The organism is Bacillus solimangrovi (genome assembly GCF_001742425.1).
Taxonomy (GTDB): Bacteria; Bacillota; Bacilli; order Bacillales; family Bacillaceae_N; genus Bacillus_AV; species Bacillus_AV solimangrovi.
This window is the reverse complement of sequence record NZ_MJEH01000009.1, coordinates 36,199-55,826: the sequence shown is the minus strand read 5'-3', so window position 1 is coordinate 55,826 and position 19,628 is coordinate 36,199. Positions and strand designations below refer to the sequence as shown.

At 34.5% G+C, this 19,628-nt stretch carries 12 protein-coding genes; 9 read left to right on the top strand and 3 right to left on the bottom strand.

Annotated features, from left to right (window positions below):
• Window positions 1-183: 183 nt before the first annotated feature.
• Complete coding sequence (locus BFG57_RS04125; protein WP_069716206.1) at window positions 184-801, bottom strand: DJ-1/PfpI family protein; 618 nt, start codon at window positions 799-801, stop codon at window positions 184-186.
• Window positions 802-1,026: 225 nt separating this feature from the next.
• Here BFG57_RS04125 and BFG57_RS04120 point away from each other — a divergent pair, with 225 nt between their 5' ends.
• Both BFG57_RS04120 and BFG57_RS04115 read left to right on the top strand, forming a co-directional pair.
• Window positions 1,027-1,569, top strand: coding sequence for an RNA polymerase sigma factor (locus tag BFG57_RS04120; protein WP_069716205.1), 543 nt, complete (start codon window positions 1,027-1,029; stop codon window positions 1,567-1,569).
• Entirely contained in the window at window positions 1,544-2,875 is a 1,332-nt protein-coding gene (locus tag BFG57_RS04115) for a DUF4179 domain-containing protein (RefSeq protein WP_069716204.1), read from the top strand. Before BFG57_RS04120 ends, BFG57_RS04115 begins: the two co-directional genes overlap by 26 nt.
• Before the next feature lie 152 nt (window positions 2,876-3,027).
• On the opposite strand, the gene BFG57_RS04110 is transcribed toward BFG57_RS04115, so the two are convergent.
• Entirely contained in the window at window positions 3,028-3,273 is a 246-nt protein-coding gene (locus tag BFG57_RS04110) for a hypothetical protein (RefSeq protein ID WP_245676701.1), read from the bottom strand.
• A gap of 410 nt (window positions 3,274-3,683) precedes the next feature.
• On the opposite strand from BFG57_RS04110, the gene BFG57_RS04105 reads away from it, so the two are divergent.
• The 5 genes from BFG57_RS04105 to BFG57_RS04085 all read left to right on the top strand — a co-directional run bounded on the left by BFG57_RS04105 (window position 3,684) and on the right by BFG57_RS04085 (window position 7,503).
• A complete protein-coding gene (locus BFG57_RS04105) occupies window positions 3,684-4,580 on the top strand; it encodes a right-handed parallel beta-helix repeat-containing protein (protein ID WP_069716203.1) in 897 nt (298 codons plus the stop codon).
• 265 nt (window positions 4,581-4,845) lie between these two features.
• Window positions 4,846-5,154, top strand: coding sequence for an alpha-helical endospore appendage domain-containing protein (locus BFG57_RS04100; RefSeq protein ID WP_069716202.1), 309 nt, complete (start codon window positions 4,846-4,848; stop codon window positions 5,152-5,154).
• A gap of 326 nt (window positions 5,155-5,480) precedes the next feature.
• Window positions 5,481-5,786, top strand: a complete 306-nt coding sequence (locus BFG57_RS04095; RefSeq protein WP_069716201.1) for a PadR family transcriptional regulator — start codon at window positions 5,481-5,483, stop codon at window positions 5,784-5,786.
• A 17-nt stretch (window positions 5,787-5,803) separates the two neighbouring features.
• Window positions 5,804-7,000, top strand: coding sequence for a chromate transporter (locus BFG57_RS04090; RefSeq protein ID WP_069716200.1), 1,197 nt, complete (start codon window positions 5,804-5,806; stop codon window positions 6,998-7,000).
• A 23-nt stretch (window positions 7,001-7,023) separates the two neighbouring features.
• The gene (locus BFG57_RS04085) at window positions 7,024-7,503 is read left to right on the top strand and encodes a tetratricopeptide repeat protein (RefSeq protein WP_069716199.1); all 480 of its coding nucleotides are present in this window, start codon (window positions 7,024-7,026) and stop codon (window positions 7,501-7,503) included.
• Window positions 7,504-7,565: 62 nt separating this feature from the next.
• Here the strand turns inward: BFG57_RS04085 and BFG57_RS04080 are convergent, their stop codons facing one another.
• A complete protein-coding gene (locus BFG57_RS04080; protein WP_083249062.1) occupies window positions 7,566-8,243 on the bottom strand; it encodes a TetR/AcrR family transcriptional regulator in 678 nt (225 codons plus the stop codon).
• Between the two features lie 807 nt (window positions 8,244-9,050).
• Here BFG57_RS04080 and BFG57_RS04075 point away from each other — a divergent pair.
• Both BFG57_RS04075 and BFG57_RS04070 read left to right on the top strand, forming a co-directional pair.
• On the top strand, window positions 9,051-13,991 hold the full coding sequence (locus tag BFG57_RS04075; protein ID WP_069716197.1) for a binary toxin-like calcium binding domain-containing protein: 4,941 nt from the start codon (window positions 9,051-9,053) through the stop codon (window positions 13,989-13,991).
• A gap of 566 nt (window positions 13,992-14,557) precedes the next feature.
• Entirely contained in the window at window positions 14,558-19,585 is a 5,028-nt protein-coding gene (locus tag BFG57_RS04070) for a binary toxin-like calcium binding domain-containing protein (protein WP_069716196.1), read from the top strand.
• Window positions 19,586-19,628: the final 43 nt, after the last annotated feature.

Genomic DNA, 19,628 nt, shown 5'->3' with positions numbered 1-19,628 from the left:
AAATAAAGTAGGGGAAGGGTTTCAATGTTTATTATGTCCTTATTCTAATTCTGAGTTTCAATTAACATAATACTAGAGCTTGAAGAACTGTATTTAAACTATAGTGTGCTATTTATAATTGTAGTATAAATTGAGGACGTGCAAGTTATATAGTTAGTTGAAGCATGGAAGTGCTCTCTACTGTTAATGACTTTTGGTTGGTCTGTTCCAAACCGTGCCTCTTCGTTCATATTCTAACCGTTTCTCAACTGCAAGTGCGACATCAGCACCACTAAATCGTTCGATTAACCATAGCGCTAAGTCAACACCTGAGGTAACTCCTCTTGCTGTAATAATGTCTTGATCATCTACTACTCTAGCACCGATCACTTCACAACCGAACGACGACATCTCTTCAGCTGCTAGATGGTGCATGGTAGCGGTACGTCCTTTCGTTATTCCTGCAACCGCCATTAACATACCACCAGTACAAACTCCAGCAATAATTGAACCTTGTTCATAGAATTGTTTGATTAATTTTGGCAGCTTGCCTCGGTTTGCTTCAACTCTAGCCCCTCGTTCTCCTCGATGATTCCACCCACCTCCAGGAATGATAACAATATCAGGAGTAATATTCGTTGAAACCGTAGTGTCCACCTTTACTTTTAATCCATAAAACCCTGATACTTCGATACAATCATTAAGTGATACGAGACTTACTCGGAATTGCTCTGTTATTTCATTTGCCCGTTTCAATACTTCATAGGGAGCAATTGCGTCTAATTCATCAAACCCATCAAACAGGATAATGTGTATGTTCATCTTACCACCTCATTTCTTTGTCTTTTATTGTTCAAATTCTATCTTACATTGAATAATTTGATAAGTATAATTGATTTAAATTATAAAATTTAATAAGTAAAAGTTATGAAATGGGTTTGGATGTATAATTGATACAATATGAAAAAGTAATTTTCTTTAAAAAATTGAAACCATTTACGTCTAATCAAGGTCTTAAGAATAGAGAGTGAGAACAGGGGGTGTGTTATGGATCAGAATCGATTCAATCAGCTTAAGAAACGTGATGAAGATGCTTTCTTAGAGATGATGCATTTATATCGTAATACCGTTTATTTTACAGCACTTACGTATATGAAAAATGAACAAGAAGCATTAGAGGCTGTACAAGAGGTGACATTTCGGGCCTTTAAAAATTACCATAAAATTAAAAAATCTTCAGCGATTAAAGCATGGTTAACGAAGATTACGATTAACTATTGTCTAGATGAGTTGAAGAAACGAACGAATATTCACCATGATGATACATATATGCAAGAGTTATCCAAAGAACAAAATGATTGGTTTACATCGATATTTATTAGTGAGGCAATCCAGACGTTGAAACCGAAGTATCAAGTGGTATTGATATTAAAATACCAGCAAGATATGACAAATGTGCAAATTGCCGAAAGCTTATCGATGCCAATTGGTACAGTGAAAACATACTTAAACCGTTCGTTAAAGGATTTGAAAGCATACATGAAGAAGGGAGGGATCGAGCATTATGAAGCAGAACGACTTTTCAAATGAGCTAGAAAAAGGTCTAAAAGCATATACAAAATCATCTGTTCCTGAACAAGTTGATAGTCACATCCAAGCTGGTCTAGAGCGAGGTAAGAATCAACAACGACGTTTTATTATAGTCAAGCATTCAAGTTTAGTTGTGTTAGCCGCATGCATCATATTCGTATTATCAGTGAATTATAGTGACAGCTTTCGTTCAATCGTTGGTGGAATTCCTGGCTTGCAAAAAATGATAGAGCAAGTTGAATTTGATCGGGGTTTACAAGATGCAGTAGAAAATGAATATGTTCAAATCATTGATAAGAGTGTTACGCAAGATGGTATCACATTTACAGTTGATCATGTTATTGCAGATGCAAGGCGGTTATTACTATTTTATACGATAGAAAGTGAACAGCCATTTGGTTCGCTTGATTTTCATAGTATTAAGCTGTCAAATCTCACAAATTCACAACTCGACCAAGCATCTAGGTCACACGGAAATTATACTTCACCTGAAGAAACTTCACATTCCAATTTGTTTGATTTTTCTTGGAAGCAAGATGTAAGCTTTGATAATCAATTGACGTTATCCTTAAGCATTGAACAAACAAAAGAAAACACTGAACCGAAAGAACGAAATTTCATCATAACATTCCCAATCGATTCCTCTCGAATTTATGAAAGTATTGTACATCCGATTGAACAAGAATATGAACTATCTGGCCAAACGATTCGGTTTAATAAGCTGACTTCTTACCCTACAAGAGAGATATTATCCGTTCAGTTTGATGAACAAAATGATATGAAATTTTTGGAACTATCCGATCTTCATCTAGAAAATGAAAAAGGTGAAATCGTCTCTACTATGAGTGGTGGGAAGCTTTTTAGTGATAACCGCTGGGATATCATATTAACAGGGAATTACTTTCAAGATTATGAACAACTATACATTGTGATGACGAAAGCAATGGCACTTGATAAGGATAAAACAGAAGTTGTCGTTGATCTAGAGCAAGAGAAATTACTAAAAGCTCCTGATGATCAATTAACATTGCTTGAAATTAAAGATATCGGGGAAAGAAATGAAAGTCAAGATCTTGAGCTTATATTTGGTATAAACGATAACGCCGAAAATGATAATGGTTACTTTATTTTTTCGGGAAGTTATTATGATGCAGCAGGCAATAATTATAGTAGCGGGCGTCAATTTGCTTATACTGGTGGTTCAACAATATACATCCATGATAAGGACTATCAAAACCCACTTACATTTGAAGTAAGTCAATACCCAAATTACATTCACGGAGATATTCGTATACGGATAAAGTAAATGTTAATAAAGAAGACATGTGATTTTCAGACAATCACATGTCTTTATCTTTAATTAATTTTTGATAGGTTTACAAACTAAGTGATGATAACATTTAGTTCCTGTTAGTTAAAGGACCATGATTAAACATCCGTATCATTTGTCACTGAGAGTTAAAATCCCCCAGTATTATCGTGATTTTGTCTAATATTGTGCATATGTGATTCGATATAGACTCTTTCTGATACCGATACATTTCTTGCATTTTCATTTGGGTCAACATCATCAATGCCAATCCTTGTATACAACCAATCTACTAACAACCCAATTGATAACAGTATGCCTGCCCCAATTAACCACACCATCATGTCACCTCCAATATGTGTAATTTTAACTGATTGATAAAGTGAACCTTTCATCATTGGAGGTATTACTTTATCCTCCAATGATGGTAAGTTTATACGTGATAAATTGGTTTTCCTATATAGAGAAATTATTAGCACTTAATATTATTTAGAATTTCTATAAAATTACTGAATGACCTTCAATTATTATTATACCATAAAAAGTAAAATAACCCTTAAATTATACATAAGCAATACTGTTAACGGAAAACAGCCTTTTCTTCTAATCTGATCCTAGCTAAATACACATTTTATATTTTCTATAGAAGTCTAGTCATTCCTACAGTCAAAGCTTGTTTTCATACATAAAATAAAGAGTGAACCAATATAAAAAATGTTACAGTATTTTCAATTGGAAGCCATTCAGAGATTGTCTAGTTGAAGTGAGAGATTAAGTTCAACACTTGGAAAGGAGGAGAAAGCTTATGTCCATTCATATTGTGCCTACAAATTTTCAAACTGTTCAAGCTGCGATCGATGATCCAGGTACGATGCCAGGTGACTCGATTCAAATCTTAGCTGGAACGTTTGATGGATTTAACGTGACGAAGGAGCGATTGAAAATCTTTGGTTGTGGAATAGGGAAGACGGTTATCTCTGGAGAGCCAGGTACGGGAAGTAATGGTATAGGAGTAACTGCGGATCAAACATACTTGAAAGGTTTTACAGTTCAAGGATATGCAAGTGGGTCTGGCATATTTGTGTTTACAAGTAATAATGTGATTGAAGGGGTAAAAGCAAGTTTTAATGTAAATGGTATCTTCGTAGATGTTGAAGATAATTTGATTACGAATTGTGAAGCATCTTTTAATAGTAGAAGTGGATTCGGATTTGATGGAGGACAAAATTGTTTAAGCCATTGTATATGTATTCAAAATGAAAGAGGGATTAGATCTTTCGGAGGTAATATTTTACTAAATAACTCGATTGTTAACAATATAGAAGATGGTATTGAACTTTTTAATGATTTTGATAAGGCATTTGGTAATAAAATTCTAAAAAATGGTTCAAATGGTATTAGTAATAATAGTGACAGTACTACTATCATTGGAAACTTAATCTGCAATAACGTTGATAGTGGTATAAATGTGGGCGATAATCAATTTAATGTCATTGATGAAAATATTGTCAGAAATAATGGTACAGATGATAATGATGCGGGTATTTTAGTTCCAAGTGCTGCAGAGGATAACATCATTCGGTTCAACAAAGCCAAAAATAATAACACTGTTGATATTAGAGCAGAAGCTCCAGCTATTGATAATAATACATTTGATGGCAACATATGTGAATTGAGTGCTCCAACGGAAATTTGTGAATGATGGATAGGTGTTATAACGAACATTCTTTATTGTTATGTTTGTATATTAAAAAGTATACGATCATTTAATTAGCTATGTGTAATTGCATGTAGCTTATTTTTCGTTTAATGCTATGGATCGGTTTTAAATGGGAAACCTGACTACAAAATTGTAATGATCTCAACTTTCTAATTAATTTGCCTACATCTAGGCATTAGCACAGTCACGCCTAGAGTTGGTTCATAAGATAGATTGTAAATAATAAAGAAGCAAGGGGAGATCATATATGGGAATGCCGAATTTTCCGTACCGATTCAATGAACTGCCAGACTTAGATAAAGATCAAGTCTTGTTATTTCTGTTAGCAACAGTTGGCCAAGAAGAGTTAGCGTTAGCACATATAATGAATGCTGAAGGTGAGAAGATTCAAGCAGCTGTTGCAAAGTTCGAATCTGGTCGATTATCAGTTGATGAATTACTTGCCATTAATGATAATGTGAATGATACGTTGAAAACGGTCGTTAAGAAGGAAATGCTATTAGAATTTAAAGTCGATAAAATATTAGAAATCTTGCATGCAATGAAGAGGTGTTAAGCCAGGGAAAAATTCTTCTGGTAGTAACGAATACGTTAAATGGTTTACAGTTAACCTCTTTCTCTTACAAGAATAAACGATTCTCATTTTATGGTGTGTTGAACACAGACAATACCCTTTGAAAAATTAAGTGGAGACAACGTTATATAAAATATAAACTAGACGAGTTATTTATTAAGAATGACTCATTTTTTTTGTCTTGTAATAAGACGAAGTGTTGATTAAGTTTGTAAAGTGTTTGTAAATGTCATTGATTTTCAAATTGTTGTACGTTATTATCAATATCGAAATTCGATATTGGAATTCGTTATTAAAGGTGGCATTGGATGGACAAAAAGGTGTTGCGAAAGTTATTTTTAGGGTTTATTCATATTCATATTTTGCATCATGCAAAAAAAGATCCGATCTATGGGTCGTGGATGCTCGAAGAATTAAGAGAGCATGGTTATGAAATCAGTGCAGGCACGTTATATCCAATTCTACACAGTATGGAGAAGGATCAGCTTCTAGAGAAAGAAGAGTTAAATGTAAATGGAAAAATAAGAAAATATTATCATATTACAGACAAGGGGGAGAGCATACTAACAGAAGCACGAGCAAAAGCATATGAACTTTTTAAAGAAATAAAGTAATTATATGAGGTGACATTTTGGAAGAATCAAAACAGACAAGCAATAGACAAAATCTTATTGATATCTTATTTGCATCAACAAAGCTAGGTCTGACATCATTTGGTGGACCTGTAGCACATCTAGCATATTTTAGGGAAGAGTACATCAATCGTCGCAAGTGGTTAGATGATAAGACGTATGCTGATATCATTGCTTTGTGCCAATTCCTTCCTGGTCCAGCGAGTAGTCAGGTCGGTATGGCAATCGGTATGTTACGTGGAGGTATCTTAGGAGGAATTATCTCTTGGATTGGTTTCACACTTCCTTCAATTATCGTACTCGTCTTATTTGCAATGTTATATCAAACATTTACGTTAGGAGATGCTGGATTTATACATAGTTTGAAAGTCGTTGCAGCGGCGGTCGTCTTGCACGCCTTAATCGGATTAGGTCAGAAGTTAACACCTGATAAACCGAGACTAGCAATTGCTATAGTAGCCGCCTCAATCATGTTAATTTATCCATCTGCTTGGATGCAAATTCTCATTATCATTGGAGCAGGACTACTAGGTTTGAAGCTGTTTAAGGATAAAGCAGAGTCAAAGGTAAAACCGTTCACGGTGAACATTTCAAAAAGAACGGGCATCATTTCATTAGTCATTCTAATTTCCTTACTTGTAGCGTTACCGATTATTTCAAAAGCGACAGATAATCCGTTCATTGCGATATTTGATATTTTCTTCAGGGTTGGTTCATTAGTATTCGGTGGTGGTCATGTTGTATTACCGATGATTGAACGTGAGGTTGTACCAATTGGATGGTTAACACCTGATGAATTCCTAGCAGGATATGGGATGGCTCAAGCAGTCCCAGGTCCATTATTTACATTTGCAAGTTACTTAGGAACGATGATGCAAGGGGTAAGTGGTGCAGTTGTTGCAACGATTGGAATCTTTTTACCGTCATTCTTGCTCATTATCGCCGCATTGCCATTTCTAAATGAATTACGCAGTCGCCCTACATTCCAAGGTATTTTAATGGGAGTGAATGCAAGTGTTGTAGGTATCTTATTAGCTGCTTTTTATGATCCAGTAATCAAAAGTTCAATCTTTGATGCATCAGACTTTGCCTTAGGAGTTATCTTATTTGCATTATTGAACATCTGGAAAGTACCTGCATGGTTAATCGTTATTATCGGTGTAACAGGTGGTTATGTCATCAGTTTTCTTGCATAATGATTTTGTGAGGGGGAATCTAGATGAGAGAGTTAGAGGAAGCCATTCAACTTAGAAGTGAAGGGAAACATAAGCAAGCGAATGAGATGTTAATCAAATTAACACGTAACTATCCAGAAAATGCTGTCATTCATTATCAATGTGCATGGAGCTTTGATGTGATGGGGTTGGAATCAGAAGCAGTCCCTTATTATGAAAAATCGATCGCATTAGGTCTTGAAGGGGAAGATCTTGAAGGAGCTTTGTTAGGTTTAGGTAGTACGTATCGCACTCTAGGTGAGTTCGAAAAGTCAAAAGCAACATTCCTTACTGGAATTGAACGTTTTCCGACGAATTATGCTATGAAAGTGTTCTATTCAATGACTTTATACAATTTGAACGATCATGATTCTTCGATGGAAATCTTATTGAAGTGTGTAGCGGAAACGTCTTCTGACCCAACGATAAAAAGTTATAAAAAAGCAATTGAATTTTATTCAGACCAATTGGATAAACAATGGTAGCATTATAAAAAAACGAGGTCGTCTCTAAAGTCAGTAATTAGGACTTAAGGGACGACCTTATTTTAGCGTTTTAAACCTTGAGCAAAGATCTTAATAAAGTCTTCGATCGATTTTTCATTTGAAACTCCAAAAATGTCATCATCAAAACGGATTCGTAAAATAAGCATTCCAATAAGATTAGATAATAAGTTGAAAGCAATTGCCTCAGGTTGTAGTTGAAGCTGAATCTTCTCCTTCTCCTTCATTATCGTGAAATAATCAGTTAATACATTTAACAAATCAACTGGTAGGATCTTATCAATTTTATCACTAAATTCTTTTTCTCTAATTAATGTGATGATATATGGTTTATTTTTAATTAAACTATCCTGAATGATCTCAACAATTTTCTGTAAATCATTATCTAAATTAAATGTTGCTTTTGTAGCAATAAACTGTTCCACGTAAGGAGAGTTTGGATTGATCATTTTTAAACTTTCGAGCAAGATATTTTCCTTCGTTTGGAAATGTCGAATAACCGTCATCTCTGACACTTGTGCTTCATTCGCAATTTGTTGAAGTGTTGTTGAATTATAGCCTTTTTCAGAAATGAGTTTTGTTGAAGCATCTAATATTTTTTGCTTTGTATGTTGTTTGTTGTGCTTTTTTTGTTCTAGCATAGCGTGATTAACACCCTTCTTTAATAGTATATATACAATGTTTTTCATTTGTTTATTTGTCATAAAGTTCGTAGTTTTCATTTAATAATGTAAGGTAACACTAAATGTTTCGATTAGAAATTATTCGTAAGAATGAAGAAAATTATCATTTTTTACAAAAACAGTGTTTATATTCTTTTTCTTTTGGGAAGTAAATATGTATTAGTGGAAAATGTAGTTTTTTGTCTGATATAGAATGAATACCAAGAAAAATAATCACCTCATGTAATACTATTATAGCAATTTTTTAATAATCCTCTCCGAAATATTTGCAAATCGATAACATTTTCAAAAAAAGTTTAGAAAAAGGAAAAATAATAAAGAAATAACCAATATTTTGATGAATTCTTCTTGAAATGTTAGAAAGTTTAAAATATACTATCATTAATTGTTAGCACTAACTATCAATATTACCTTTTAATAGATAATGTACTATAATTTTTGTGGTTTTGGAATAACTAGATAAATACTTGAGGGAAATCCATAAAAAACTAAATGTAAGTAAATGAATAAATAATTGGTGTTGTATCGATATTCTTGTTTCTTATATGTGTGGTTATAAGATTTAGAAATAATGGTGAAAGTATACGCCAAGTATTTGTTTAATAGTAGTTTTGAATAATTTGCTCAGTATTAAAGTTAGTTTGTACTAACTACCTATTGAGTTTTTGTTTATTTTAGTTATTAAGGGGGTGATTAAAATGTAAGACGTAAGTACGGTTATTTAAAATGAGAGTAAACGATAAATCGATCTGAAAATGATTGTAATGGAAGAATAATAGTTTACAAGGTAAGAAATTGTTGATGATGGCATAACAAAATCACTACTTAATGTGAAGGAGCAATTTAATGAGAAAAACTAAAAATAGAAAGCGTTTCGTTTCTGTTCTTACAACTTTGGCACTAACATCACAAATGTTACCGTTTTCTCCTTCAACAATTTATGCGAAAAACGTTGAAGATGAACCTCGAGAAACGACTAGCCAAGACATAAATCATACACAAATCATTACAAACGGATTAGAAGGGGCATATTATACTGATGCACGATTCTCTGATCCACTACTAATTCGTATGGAAGATTCAGACGCGCTGTATGATCTTGACTCACTTAACATCCCGAAAGTATTTAAGAAAAAATTAGAGAACGTTCACTCAATTAAATGGGAAGGATCTATTGAACCCAAATTTTCAGAAGAATACACGTTTACAACATCAGACAATGAACATATTAAACTATGGGTGAATGATGAATTACTTATTAATGGATTGAATTTTGATCCACAATCAATCCAATTAGAAGCAGGCGAGCTGTATCACATTCGAGTTGCATATAGTAACCAAGATCAACCTCTAACGGATCTTGATATCAAGTGGAGTAGTGATAGCCAAGAAGAAGAGATTATTTCTAAAGAACATATTTTCTTACCTGTACACAGTGAAGAAGAAGACAATTCGATTTCTCCTGAAGAATTAATCGTTGATGAACTTGAAGAAATCATTGTAGAACCTGTCGAAGAATTACTTGAAATTCCAGAAGGTGAGTTAGTAGAACCAACGGAAGAACTAGAAGAGCCAGTTGAAGAAGCTGAGCAAACAGAGGCACTAGAAGAGCCAGTTGAAGAAGTAGAATCAACAGAGCCAACAGATGAACAGACAGAAGAAGTAGAAACAACAGAGCCAACAGACGAACAGACAGAAGAAGTAGAATCAACAGAGCCAACAGATGAACAAGCTGAAGAAGTAGAAATAACAGAACCAACAGATGAACAGACAGAAGAAGTAGAAATAACAGAGCCAACAGGCGAACAAGCTGAAGAAGTAGAATCAACAGATCCAACAGACGAGCAGACAGTAGAAATCCAATTAACTGACGAAAGTGTACCTTCATCATTAACAGGATCTTTATCATTGCTTGCAGTATCAGATGATGATGAAGAGCTTGATAGTGATTCTGATGGGATTCCTAACACATGGGAAATCAATGGTTATACGTTCTCACCTTTAATCGGTTTAATGGAATGGGATGACGAATTTCTGACAGAAGAACTAGAAAAGTATGTCACATCACCACTTCGATTTAGTACAGATGGTGATCCATATAGTGATTATGAAGAAGTGACAAGACAAGTTGATGGGGCAATTTCAACGGTCGCAACACATCCATTAGTTCCTGCTTTTCCAAATATTAAAGCAGAGCTGGATTATATTCAAATTACACCAAATGATACGATCACACTGACTGATGGAACATCGGTAACGGAAGGATGGCAGTCTCGTACTGATCATACAGACTCTACTACAAAAGGCCTCGGTGCCAAGGTAGGAACAGAAGCTACGTTTGAATTTGAGGAAGAAATAGCCATTGATGGTGGATTTAAGACAACACAGAGCTTTAAGTATTATGGTGAAGTGAATTCTCACCGTGAAACAGCTGATATTACAACTACTTCTGATGGAGAAAATGGATCAGAGACGGCAAATTGGAGCCAAGCAAAAACATCGAATGAATCTCAAGCGGCTACAAGTATTTGGAATGTGAAGTTTACAAACACAGGTACTGCACCAGCGTATGATATTATTCCAAGCTTATCATTACAAATTGGAAATGCGACAGCCGTATCGATGGAAACACCAAATAGCCAATCAATTAATAGTTTGGCACCTAATAACTCATATCCAAGCAGTGGAACGATTGCGATGCAATATCGAGAGGTAGGATCAAACGATACAATTCCACTATATTTATCGTTAAATCAATTAAAATCAATTGAGATGGGATTGCCGATCACTGTATCAACCGATCAAATTGATGCAAAAGTAAAACGAATTGAAAATGGATTGCCATCATTTGAGCAAAGTTGGAACGATTATCAAGCTGATATTGATAACGTAACAGCAAACATCACTTTCTTAAGTAATACAACAGGTGAACATAACTTTAAAGTCTATGCAAATGATCCGAAATTATCTAGTTCGAATTATGACCCTGAGCCAACTTTAGGTGATGCCCTTAAATTAGCACTAGATGCAAAAATAGAAAATGATAACTTATACATTTACAACGAAAAAGTTGATGATACGTGGCGCATCTATTTCTCTTCTGACTCACCAGCTGATGAGGATACGTTCACGAATATTGAGAATATATACGATATGCCATTAAGACCAGGTATGGATATTACAATTGAGAAGCCGGAACTTGATGGGAAACCTTATGTACAATACGCACTTTATGGTAAAGACGGTAAACAAATTATCTCTAGTATTTTTGAAAATGGTTCATCAATTGATTATGTAAAAGCAAAGGTTCGAACAGTTACAGGTGAATTGAAGACGATCGATCTCATCGATGAGGATGAGAATGGAGAATTCGACGGAATATATGAATCTTCAAATTTAGCAGAATTGCTTGATCTTACTTACCAAAATGCAGAAATCGAAGTGAGAGCAGCAAACGGAGAAGTAACGACAACTTATATTTTAACGCCATCTGATGTAACTGTAAGAGGGTTAGGATATGTTCCGTTAGCTAGTGTTAAAGATGTAACAGATGAAGTTAATACACTTCCGCAAAAATATCCTAATGCTGAGGCTTTCGTGTTCGAAGTGAAAAATACGAAAACAACGACAAACATGCGTCGAGCTGATATTGGAAATCAAAGAGTCTATCTAGGCGTAAACAATTATCCAACTGAATATAGAGCGGCAGCTACACTATACGCAATGTATGATGACAAAAATTATAGTACTGATGATGGTAAGAAGAGAGACTATATTGTAAGCTCGATGTCAGATTTACGTAGTGGTTTAAAGTATGCAAATAGCTTTAACAACAAAGCAAGCTCTTTGAAATTTGAATATGGAGAATCTGGAGATGGAATCGTCTTATACAATTTCTTTGACTATCGACAACAAGATGACGTTCTAGCACTAACAGGATCTGATCGAGATTTCACTGATAGTACAGATTGGAATAATGTTACTTCTTCTGTGCGTATTATAGGTCAGTCAGGGAAGCCATATGTGAGACTATATGAAAATAATGCTGCTAATAAAAATACGAATACTTATGGTACTGACTATGTAGATGTGTATGGTACTAAAAATATCTCAGATTTCTTTAATGATAAGGCATCTTCTTTCCAAACATTTGGTGGAGAAGATATGAACTATTATATCGATCCAACGTTCAGACAATACAGTGATGGATCTGGTTTAAAGCAACATTGGTGGAATGAATCGAGATATGTAGGATTAAATGATTTTAACAGCAGTGTTAATAACTTAAGTAATAAAGTATCGTACGTCAAATTTGAATGCCAATATTGTCCAACATTTAAACTTTACAAAAATAAAAATTATGATAATAAATTTGCTGAAATTACTCCTGTGGAAGATGTAAACCGTTCTTCAAATCTAGGTAATATATCTTCTATTAAAGTATCAAACAATGGAGATAAATTAGCGAAAATCATTATCTACAAAGAGAATGGTAACTACGCTGTTATTGATAGTTCGGTTTCAGATTTAAGTAGCTTCCAAGACGTTGTCTATAAAGGAAAAAGCTCAGGAACGAGGAACTATAATGATAATGTAGTGTTTGCTAAGATGTACTATGGAGCAGTATATCGTTTCTATACTGGTAAAAACTATTCTGGTTCTTATCAAGATTACATCATTGGTGAAGATAACATTGGAAGTGACTGGAGCAACAAGTTCAGCTCAGTAAAAGTATTGAACCCGCTTCCTGAAATCGGTTTGATCGCTTTTGATAAAACGAACTATGATTACGATGGAGATTTCTTACCAATTACAGGCGATATTCCTGATCTAAGTACGGTTGGTTTTAATGATAAGATCTCTTCTCTTAAGTTGATTACGAGAATACCAGAAAAACGTCCAACTCATAATACGACAGTTGTTGTATCAAGCAAGGATCTATCATTCGAAGCAAAGAATAAATACTTTGGAGAAGGTACATCTGTGAATCTGGTAGGTTATTTTGACCGAACAGAAGAATCATCGAAATTTACACCTTACGAACATAATGTTTCTTATGAAGAAAAAGGTTCTTATTCTTTTGATACAGGAATAAACGATGCAACAGGTTATCTCGTTCAAGTCGATGCGCAAAGAGTATCGTCAAACAAAGTACAAGTGAAGTTAAATGGTACGTCTTATTCAGAGCTTGGAACATCGCCAACACATGCATTAGGGCTAGAGCCAGGTGCAATCTATGATCCACTTCATAGTAATGTTGTCTTCGTTCCTGCTAAGAGTAACGATCCATCTCAAATTTCAGTAGATATCTCATTAGGTAGCTGGAGAGCGACTGGTGATGGTGGCGATGAGAAGTATAAGATCAAGGTACTTGGATATTTTGCAGATGATGACAATTCAAGTAATGACCTATTCTATGAGAAATTCGACACGCCTATTGCTGTTGCATCTCCTTCCATTACAGATGAACGTAAGACGTCAGTACCTTTACAAACGAGAGATTATAAAGATACTCCAAAAGCATATTTAGTGAATGTAACTGGGAAAAATATTGGAGCTAGTAATTTCAAATTCTCTATTAATGATAATTACCTCTACTTAGGTACATCATCATCAGTAGATGCAAAAGGTGTGGATGCTAGGTCGGTTCATCATAGTGGATTGATGTATGTAGAAGCTAATTCAGACAATGCGTATTTGTTTGAAATGACACCGAATTATGGAGATTGGAAAGCAATTGATAGTGATGCGGTGATTGATGTAGAGGTTGTAGGGTACTTTTATTAAAAGTTAGAACACTTATTTATTAAGGTTGTATAAGTATAAAAAATGAATCGTTCTTCTTATAAACACAAATCTAAGATACGGAAAAGTCAGCATTCAAAATGCTGGCTTTACTGTGTAAATAAAATAATAGAATATAAATTATGTTAAGTATTTGAAAAATAAAAATATTCCTAATAAGTGATAAATATCACAACATATGGTTGTTAGTAAAATTATACTAATAATAGTTAAAAATGAAAAAATACTATTTTCAATGTATATATACATTGATTGATGAGGGATAAATATTAGAAGAAGTATTTTTGATGAATCAATGAATAGTATTTGTTAGTATGTGCAAACAAACTAATACTATATGTTAGTTAGTGATAACTAATTATATTAGCGTATCAATATATTTAGGATTTTAAGGGGGTGAGAAGATGTAGAAGTATAGGTGTTTACTATTAAGAGTACACGATAATGCTGAGTTGAAAAATGTAAGAATGAAAAGAACAAATTTTAACAGGTAAGTAGAGAAAACAAGAAATTAATGACATCATTCTAATTTGGAGAGGAACTATTAAATGAAACAATCTAACTACAAAAGACGTTTCGTCTCAGTGCTTACAACATTAGCATTAACGACACAGTTGTTGCCCACTACTCATTCAACAGCTATTGCCAAAACAATTGAAGATGAACCTAGACAAACGAATAGTCAAGAAATAAATGATAACCCAATTATTAAGAATGGTTTAGAAGGGGCATATTATACTGATGCACAATTTTCTGAACCTGTACTCATTCGTTTGGAGGATTCAGATGCGCTGTACGACCTTGACGTACTTAACATCCCGAATTTTATTAAGAAAAAGTTGGAGAACGTGCACTCGATCAAATGGGAAGGAACCATTGAACCTCAATACTCAGAAGAATATCAATTCACAACATCAGACAATGAACATATTAAACTATGGATAAATGATGAGTTACTTATTAATGGATTGAATTTTGAGCCACTACCTATTGTGTTAGAAGCAGATGAACTATATCACATAAGAGTAGCTTATAGCAATCCAGATCGACCACTCACTGAACTTGATATTAAGTGGAGTAGTGATAGCCAAGAGGAAGAAATTATTTCTAAAGAACATATCTTCTTGCTTGAACATGGTGAGGATGAAGATTATTCGATTTCATCTGATGAATTAATTGTTGATGAACTAGAAGAAGTCATCGAAGAGCCAGTAGTCGATTTACTTGAAATTCCAGAAGAAGTAGTAGAAGAGCAAATCGTAGAAATTGAGCCAACTGAGGAAATCATAGAGCCAACTGAAGAACAAGTTGAAGAGGAAGTAACAGAACCAACAGAAGAACAAGTTGAAGAGGAAGTAACAGAATCAACAGAAGAACAAGCTGAAGAGGAAATAACAGAACCAACCGAAGAACAAATTGAAGAAGAAACAACAGAATCAACAGAAGAACAAGTGGAAGAAGAAGTATCAGAACCAACCGAAGAACAAGTTGAAGAGGAAATAACAGAATCAACAGAAGAACAAGCTGAAGAGGAAATAACAGAATCAACAGAAGAACAAGCTGAAGAGGAAGTAACAAAACCAACAGAAAAACAAGTTAAAGAAATAGAAGACACAGATAATCAAGAAGATACAAGTATATTATCTAAATCAGAATTATTTGGATCAACTACAGGATTATCGAATTTGGTAGGTATGAGCAGTTCGTCTTCTAGTAATCAAGATGCTGATGGTGACAATATTTATGATGTGTGGGAAAAGGAAGGCTATACTTATGTTCTTGGTGCTGGAATAGTCAAATGGGATGATAAGGATGCTGATAATTACGGTGAAGGTGCAATAAAATATGTCACATCACCTTTCAGCAGGAGTACGGACGAAGATCCATATAGTGATTATGAGGAAGTTACTGGACAAGTTGATAAAGGAATTGCAGCTATTGCACAACATCCGTTAGTGCCAGCATTTCCTGATATTCAAGCAGAAATTGAGGGTGTATCAATTACACCTTATGAAACAATTACAACAACTGATGGTACTGTATTAACAGAGGCATGGAGTGAGAGTACCGATAAAAGTGAAACGACAGCAAGATCACTTGGATATAAGGCTGGCTTTGAAGTTGCAATTGAGAAAAACTTCAAAATACAGGACCCTGGTGTTAAGGTTAATACGAAAATCTATGGAGAAAGTAACGGGCAATGGGATAAGAGTAACACAGAAACAACTTCTCGTGTGGATAGTAATCAGGATACGACAAGCTGGAGTCAGGCAACAGCAACGAATCCTTCACAAGCAGCAACAAGTGTATGGAATGTGAAATATACAAATAAAGGAACTGCACCAGCATATAATATTACCCCTAGCTTGTCACTACAAATTGGTGATAAAACAGCGATATCATTAACAACAGATAGTGCGAGTAAGATAAATAGTATTGCACCTAATGAATCGTATCCGAGTGGTCGTGATACAGTTGCATTGAAATATACTGAAACAGGTACGAATGATACGAACCAGATTTTTCTTACAATCGATCAGGTGCAATTAATTCAAATGGGTTATCCTATTTCATTATCAACTGATCAAATTAGAGCGAATGTAAAACAGCTTGAGGATGATGGTTCAATCTCAGCAAACGGAGATTGGAATTTATATGAGGCGGCAATTGATGCAGTATCGGCAAGTATTACGTATGTACATCCAACTAAGGGTGAGGAAAAGTTCAAAGTGTTTGCAAATAATCCAGAACTTAATCATGCACAGCACGATCCTAAAACGACATTAGGTGACGCACTTAAGCTTGTTTTGGATGCAGAAGTTGTTAATGGAAAATTTATAGTAGATGGTGAAGAAGTGAACGATTCTTGGAGGATATTCTTATCATCAGAGGAAGATGATGATTTTGATATTTTCCAACAAGAAGAAGACTTGTTTGATATTGAATTACGACCTGGAATGGATATTGTCCTAGAAAAAACGGATCTTAACGGTTCTCCTGCTGTTCAATATGTGTTCTATGGAGAAGACGGTAAACAAGTTGTTGCAAGAGTAGCTGAAAATGGCTCTGAGATTCAAAGTGTAACTGCGTCAGTGAAAACATCTAGTGGTGAACTGATTGATTTACCCTTAGATGATATAGATGAGAATGGTGTTTATGACGGAATATATGAGTCTAGGATTCAAGCTAACCAATTAAATATCTCATATAAAGACGCGATCTTAACGGCGACTGATGTCAATGGAAACAAAACAATTGCATATATTTTGGCACCTTATGGAGTATCTAAACAGGGATTAGGTTATGTACCGTTAGCACGAACAAAAGTAGTTAATGATATTACTAGCTTGCCAGAGCAATATCCGAATGCAGAAGCGTTCGTGTTCGAAGTTAAGAATTCATCGATGACGACTAATATGCGTCGAGCTGATATTGGAAATCAACGAGTATATTTAGGTGTTAATGATTATCCAATTGAATATAAAGCGCCAGGCACAACGTATACATTGTTTGAAAATAACGATTATAGCGGTAGTAGATATGCATTAACAAGTTCGATTACAGATTTACGAAGTGGAGCATATGGTTATAATTCACCTATGTCGAACAAGGCGAGCTCTGTTAAGTTTGATTATAGTAAGCTTGGAGCTGGAATCGTCTTATACAATTTCTATGACCATCGACAACAAGACGATGTTCTAGCATTAACAGGTTCTGATCGTAATCTTTCCAATAATAGTATAGATTTTAATGATCGAACATCTTCCGTACGGATTATCGGTCAGAGAGGGAAACCATTTGTAAGACTATATGAAAATAATAAAGATAATATAAAACTTGATAAATACGGTACTGACTATGTAGATGTTTATGGAGATAAGGATATCTCTGGATTTTTTAATGATGATGCAGCTTCATTCCACGTAATCGGTGGAGCAAATATGAACTATTTTATCAATCCAACATTTAAGGAACATAGTGATGGTACTGGATCAGGTCATCGATGGTGGGATGTTGATAGTTATTTAAGATTGACTAATTTACCAGACTCTGTAAGGAATGAAGTATCTTACGTCAAAATAGAATGTGAATATTGTCCGTCATTTACTCTATACAAGGACAAAAATTATGGCGGTGGCAGTGCTTATACAAATGTTGTCACACCAGAAATAGATACTTTGTATAATGGACTTAAATATTTTGATTTAGGTATAGCGTCTTCCATTAAAGTACGAAACAACAGTGATAATTTAGCAAAGCTTATTATTTATAAAGGAAATGGAGATTATGCTGTTATTGATAAGTCAGTTCCAGACTTAAGCAGCTTTGAAGATGTCATTTATAAAGGGAAGAGTTCTGGAACTAGAAATTTTGATAATGAGATTAAAGATGTTAAGCTCCACTATGGGGCAGTATATCGTTTCTTCGAACATACGAACTACAATGGTGCTTATCAAGACTACATCATTGGTGAAGATAATATCGGAAGTGATTGGAACAACAAGTTTAGCTCAGTAAAAGTATTGAATAAGTTACCTGAGATTGGTTTGATTGCATTTGATAAGACAAATTATGATTACTCTGGAGATTACTTACCAATTAACGGCGATATTCCTGATTTAAGAACAGTTGGTTTCAATGACAAAATTTCTTCACTTAAATTAATTACGAGAATACCAGAATTACGTCCATACCATAATACGACAGTTGTTGTGTCAAGTAAGGATTTGTCGTTTGAAGCAAAGAATAGATACTTCGGAGGAAGTACGTCTGTAAAACTTGTAGGTTATTTTGATAGAACAGGAGCATCATCGAAATTTACACCATATGAATATTCTCAAACGTATTATGAAGCGGGTTCACAAAAACTGAACACAGGAATAAACGATGCAAAAGGTTATCTCGTTCAAGTAGACGCACACAGAGTATCTTCAAATATAGTTTCAGTGAATTTAAATGGAACATCTTCCTCACAGCTTGGAACATCACCAACACATGCATTAGGGCTTGAACCAGGTGCAAAATATGATCCGATTCATAGTAATGTGGTATTTGTTCCTGCAAATAGTAATCGACCATCTGAGATTTCAGTAGATATCGGAGTAGGTGCCTGGAGAGCTACTGGTGATGGTGGGGATGAGAAGTATAAGATAAAAGTACTTGGATATTTTGCAGATGATGATGCTACAGATCTTGATTTATTTTATGAAAAATTCGATACTCCAGTTGATGTGGCGTCACCTGTAGTAGTAGATGGAGAGATGACGGAAGGTGAGTTACAACCGAGAGATTTCAAAGAAACTCCAAAGGCATTTTTGGTAAATGTTACGAGTAAAAATATAGGATCTGATCTTCTCAAGTTCGAAATTAATAAAAATGCCATTTATTTAGGAACGTCTGCATCTGAACTTGCCAAAGGTAATGTCGCTAAATCGGTTCATCATAGTGGATTAATGTATGTAAAAGCTAATCCAAAAGATTCGTATTTATTTGAAATGACTCCAGATTTTGGTGGTTGGAAAGCAATTGATAGCGATGCAGCATTTGATGTAGAGATTGTCGGGTATTTTTATTAAAAGTTAGAACACTTATTTATTAACGTTGTATAAGTATAAAAAA

Bases quoted from the DNA above. Each gene is read 5' to 3' on its own strand.
- BFG57_RS04125 (WP_069716206.1), bottom strand. From the start codon at position 801: ATGAACATACACATTATCCTGTTTGATGGGTTTGATGAATTAGACGCA.
- BFG57_RS04085 (WP_069716199.1), top strand. From the start codon at position 7,024: ATGAGAGAGTTAGAGGAAGCCATTCAACTTAGAAGTGAAGGGAAACAT.
- BFG57_RS04115 (WP_069716204.1), top strand. From the start codon at position 1,544: ATGAAGCAGAACGACTTTTCAAATGAGCTAGAAAAAGGTCTAAAAGCA.
- BFG57_RS04120 (WP_069716205.1), top strand. From the start codon at position 1,027: ATGGATCAGAATCGATTCAATCAGCTTAAGAAACGTGATGAAGATGCT.
- BFG57_RS04095 (WP_069716201.1), top strand. From the start codon at position 5,481: ATGGACAAAAAGGTGTTGCGAAAGTTATTTTTAGGGTTTATTCATATT.
- BFG57_RS04070 (WP_069716196.1), top strand. From the start codon at position 14,558: ATGAAACAATCTAACTACAAAAGACGTTTCGTCTCAGTGCTTACAACA.
- BFG57_RS04080 (WP_083249062.1), bottom strand. From the start codon at position 8,243: ATGAAAACTACGAACTTTATGACAAATAAACAAATGAAAAACATTGTA.
- BFG57_RS04100 (WP_069716202.1), top strand. From the start codon at position 4,846: ATGGGAATGCCGAATTTTCCGTACCGATTCAATGAACTGCCAGACTTA.
- BFG57_RS04075 (WP_069716197.1), top strand. From the start codon at position 9,051: ATGAGAAAAACTAAAAATAGAAAGCGTTTCGTTTCTGTTCTTACAACT.
- BFG57_RS04110 (WP_245676701.1), bottom strand. From the start codon at position 3,273: ATGAAAGGTTCACTTTATCAATCAGTTAAAATTACACATATTGGAGGT.
- BFG57_RS04105 (WP_069716203.1), top strand. From the start codon at position 3,684: ATGTCCATTCATATTGTGCCTACAAATTTTCAAACTGTTCAAGCTGCG.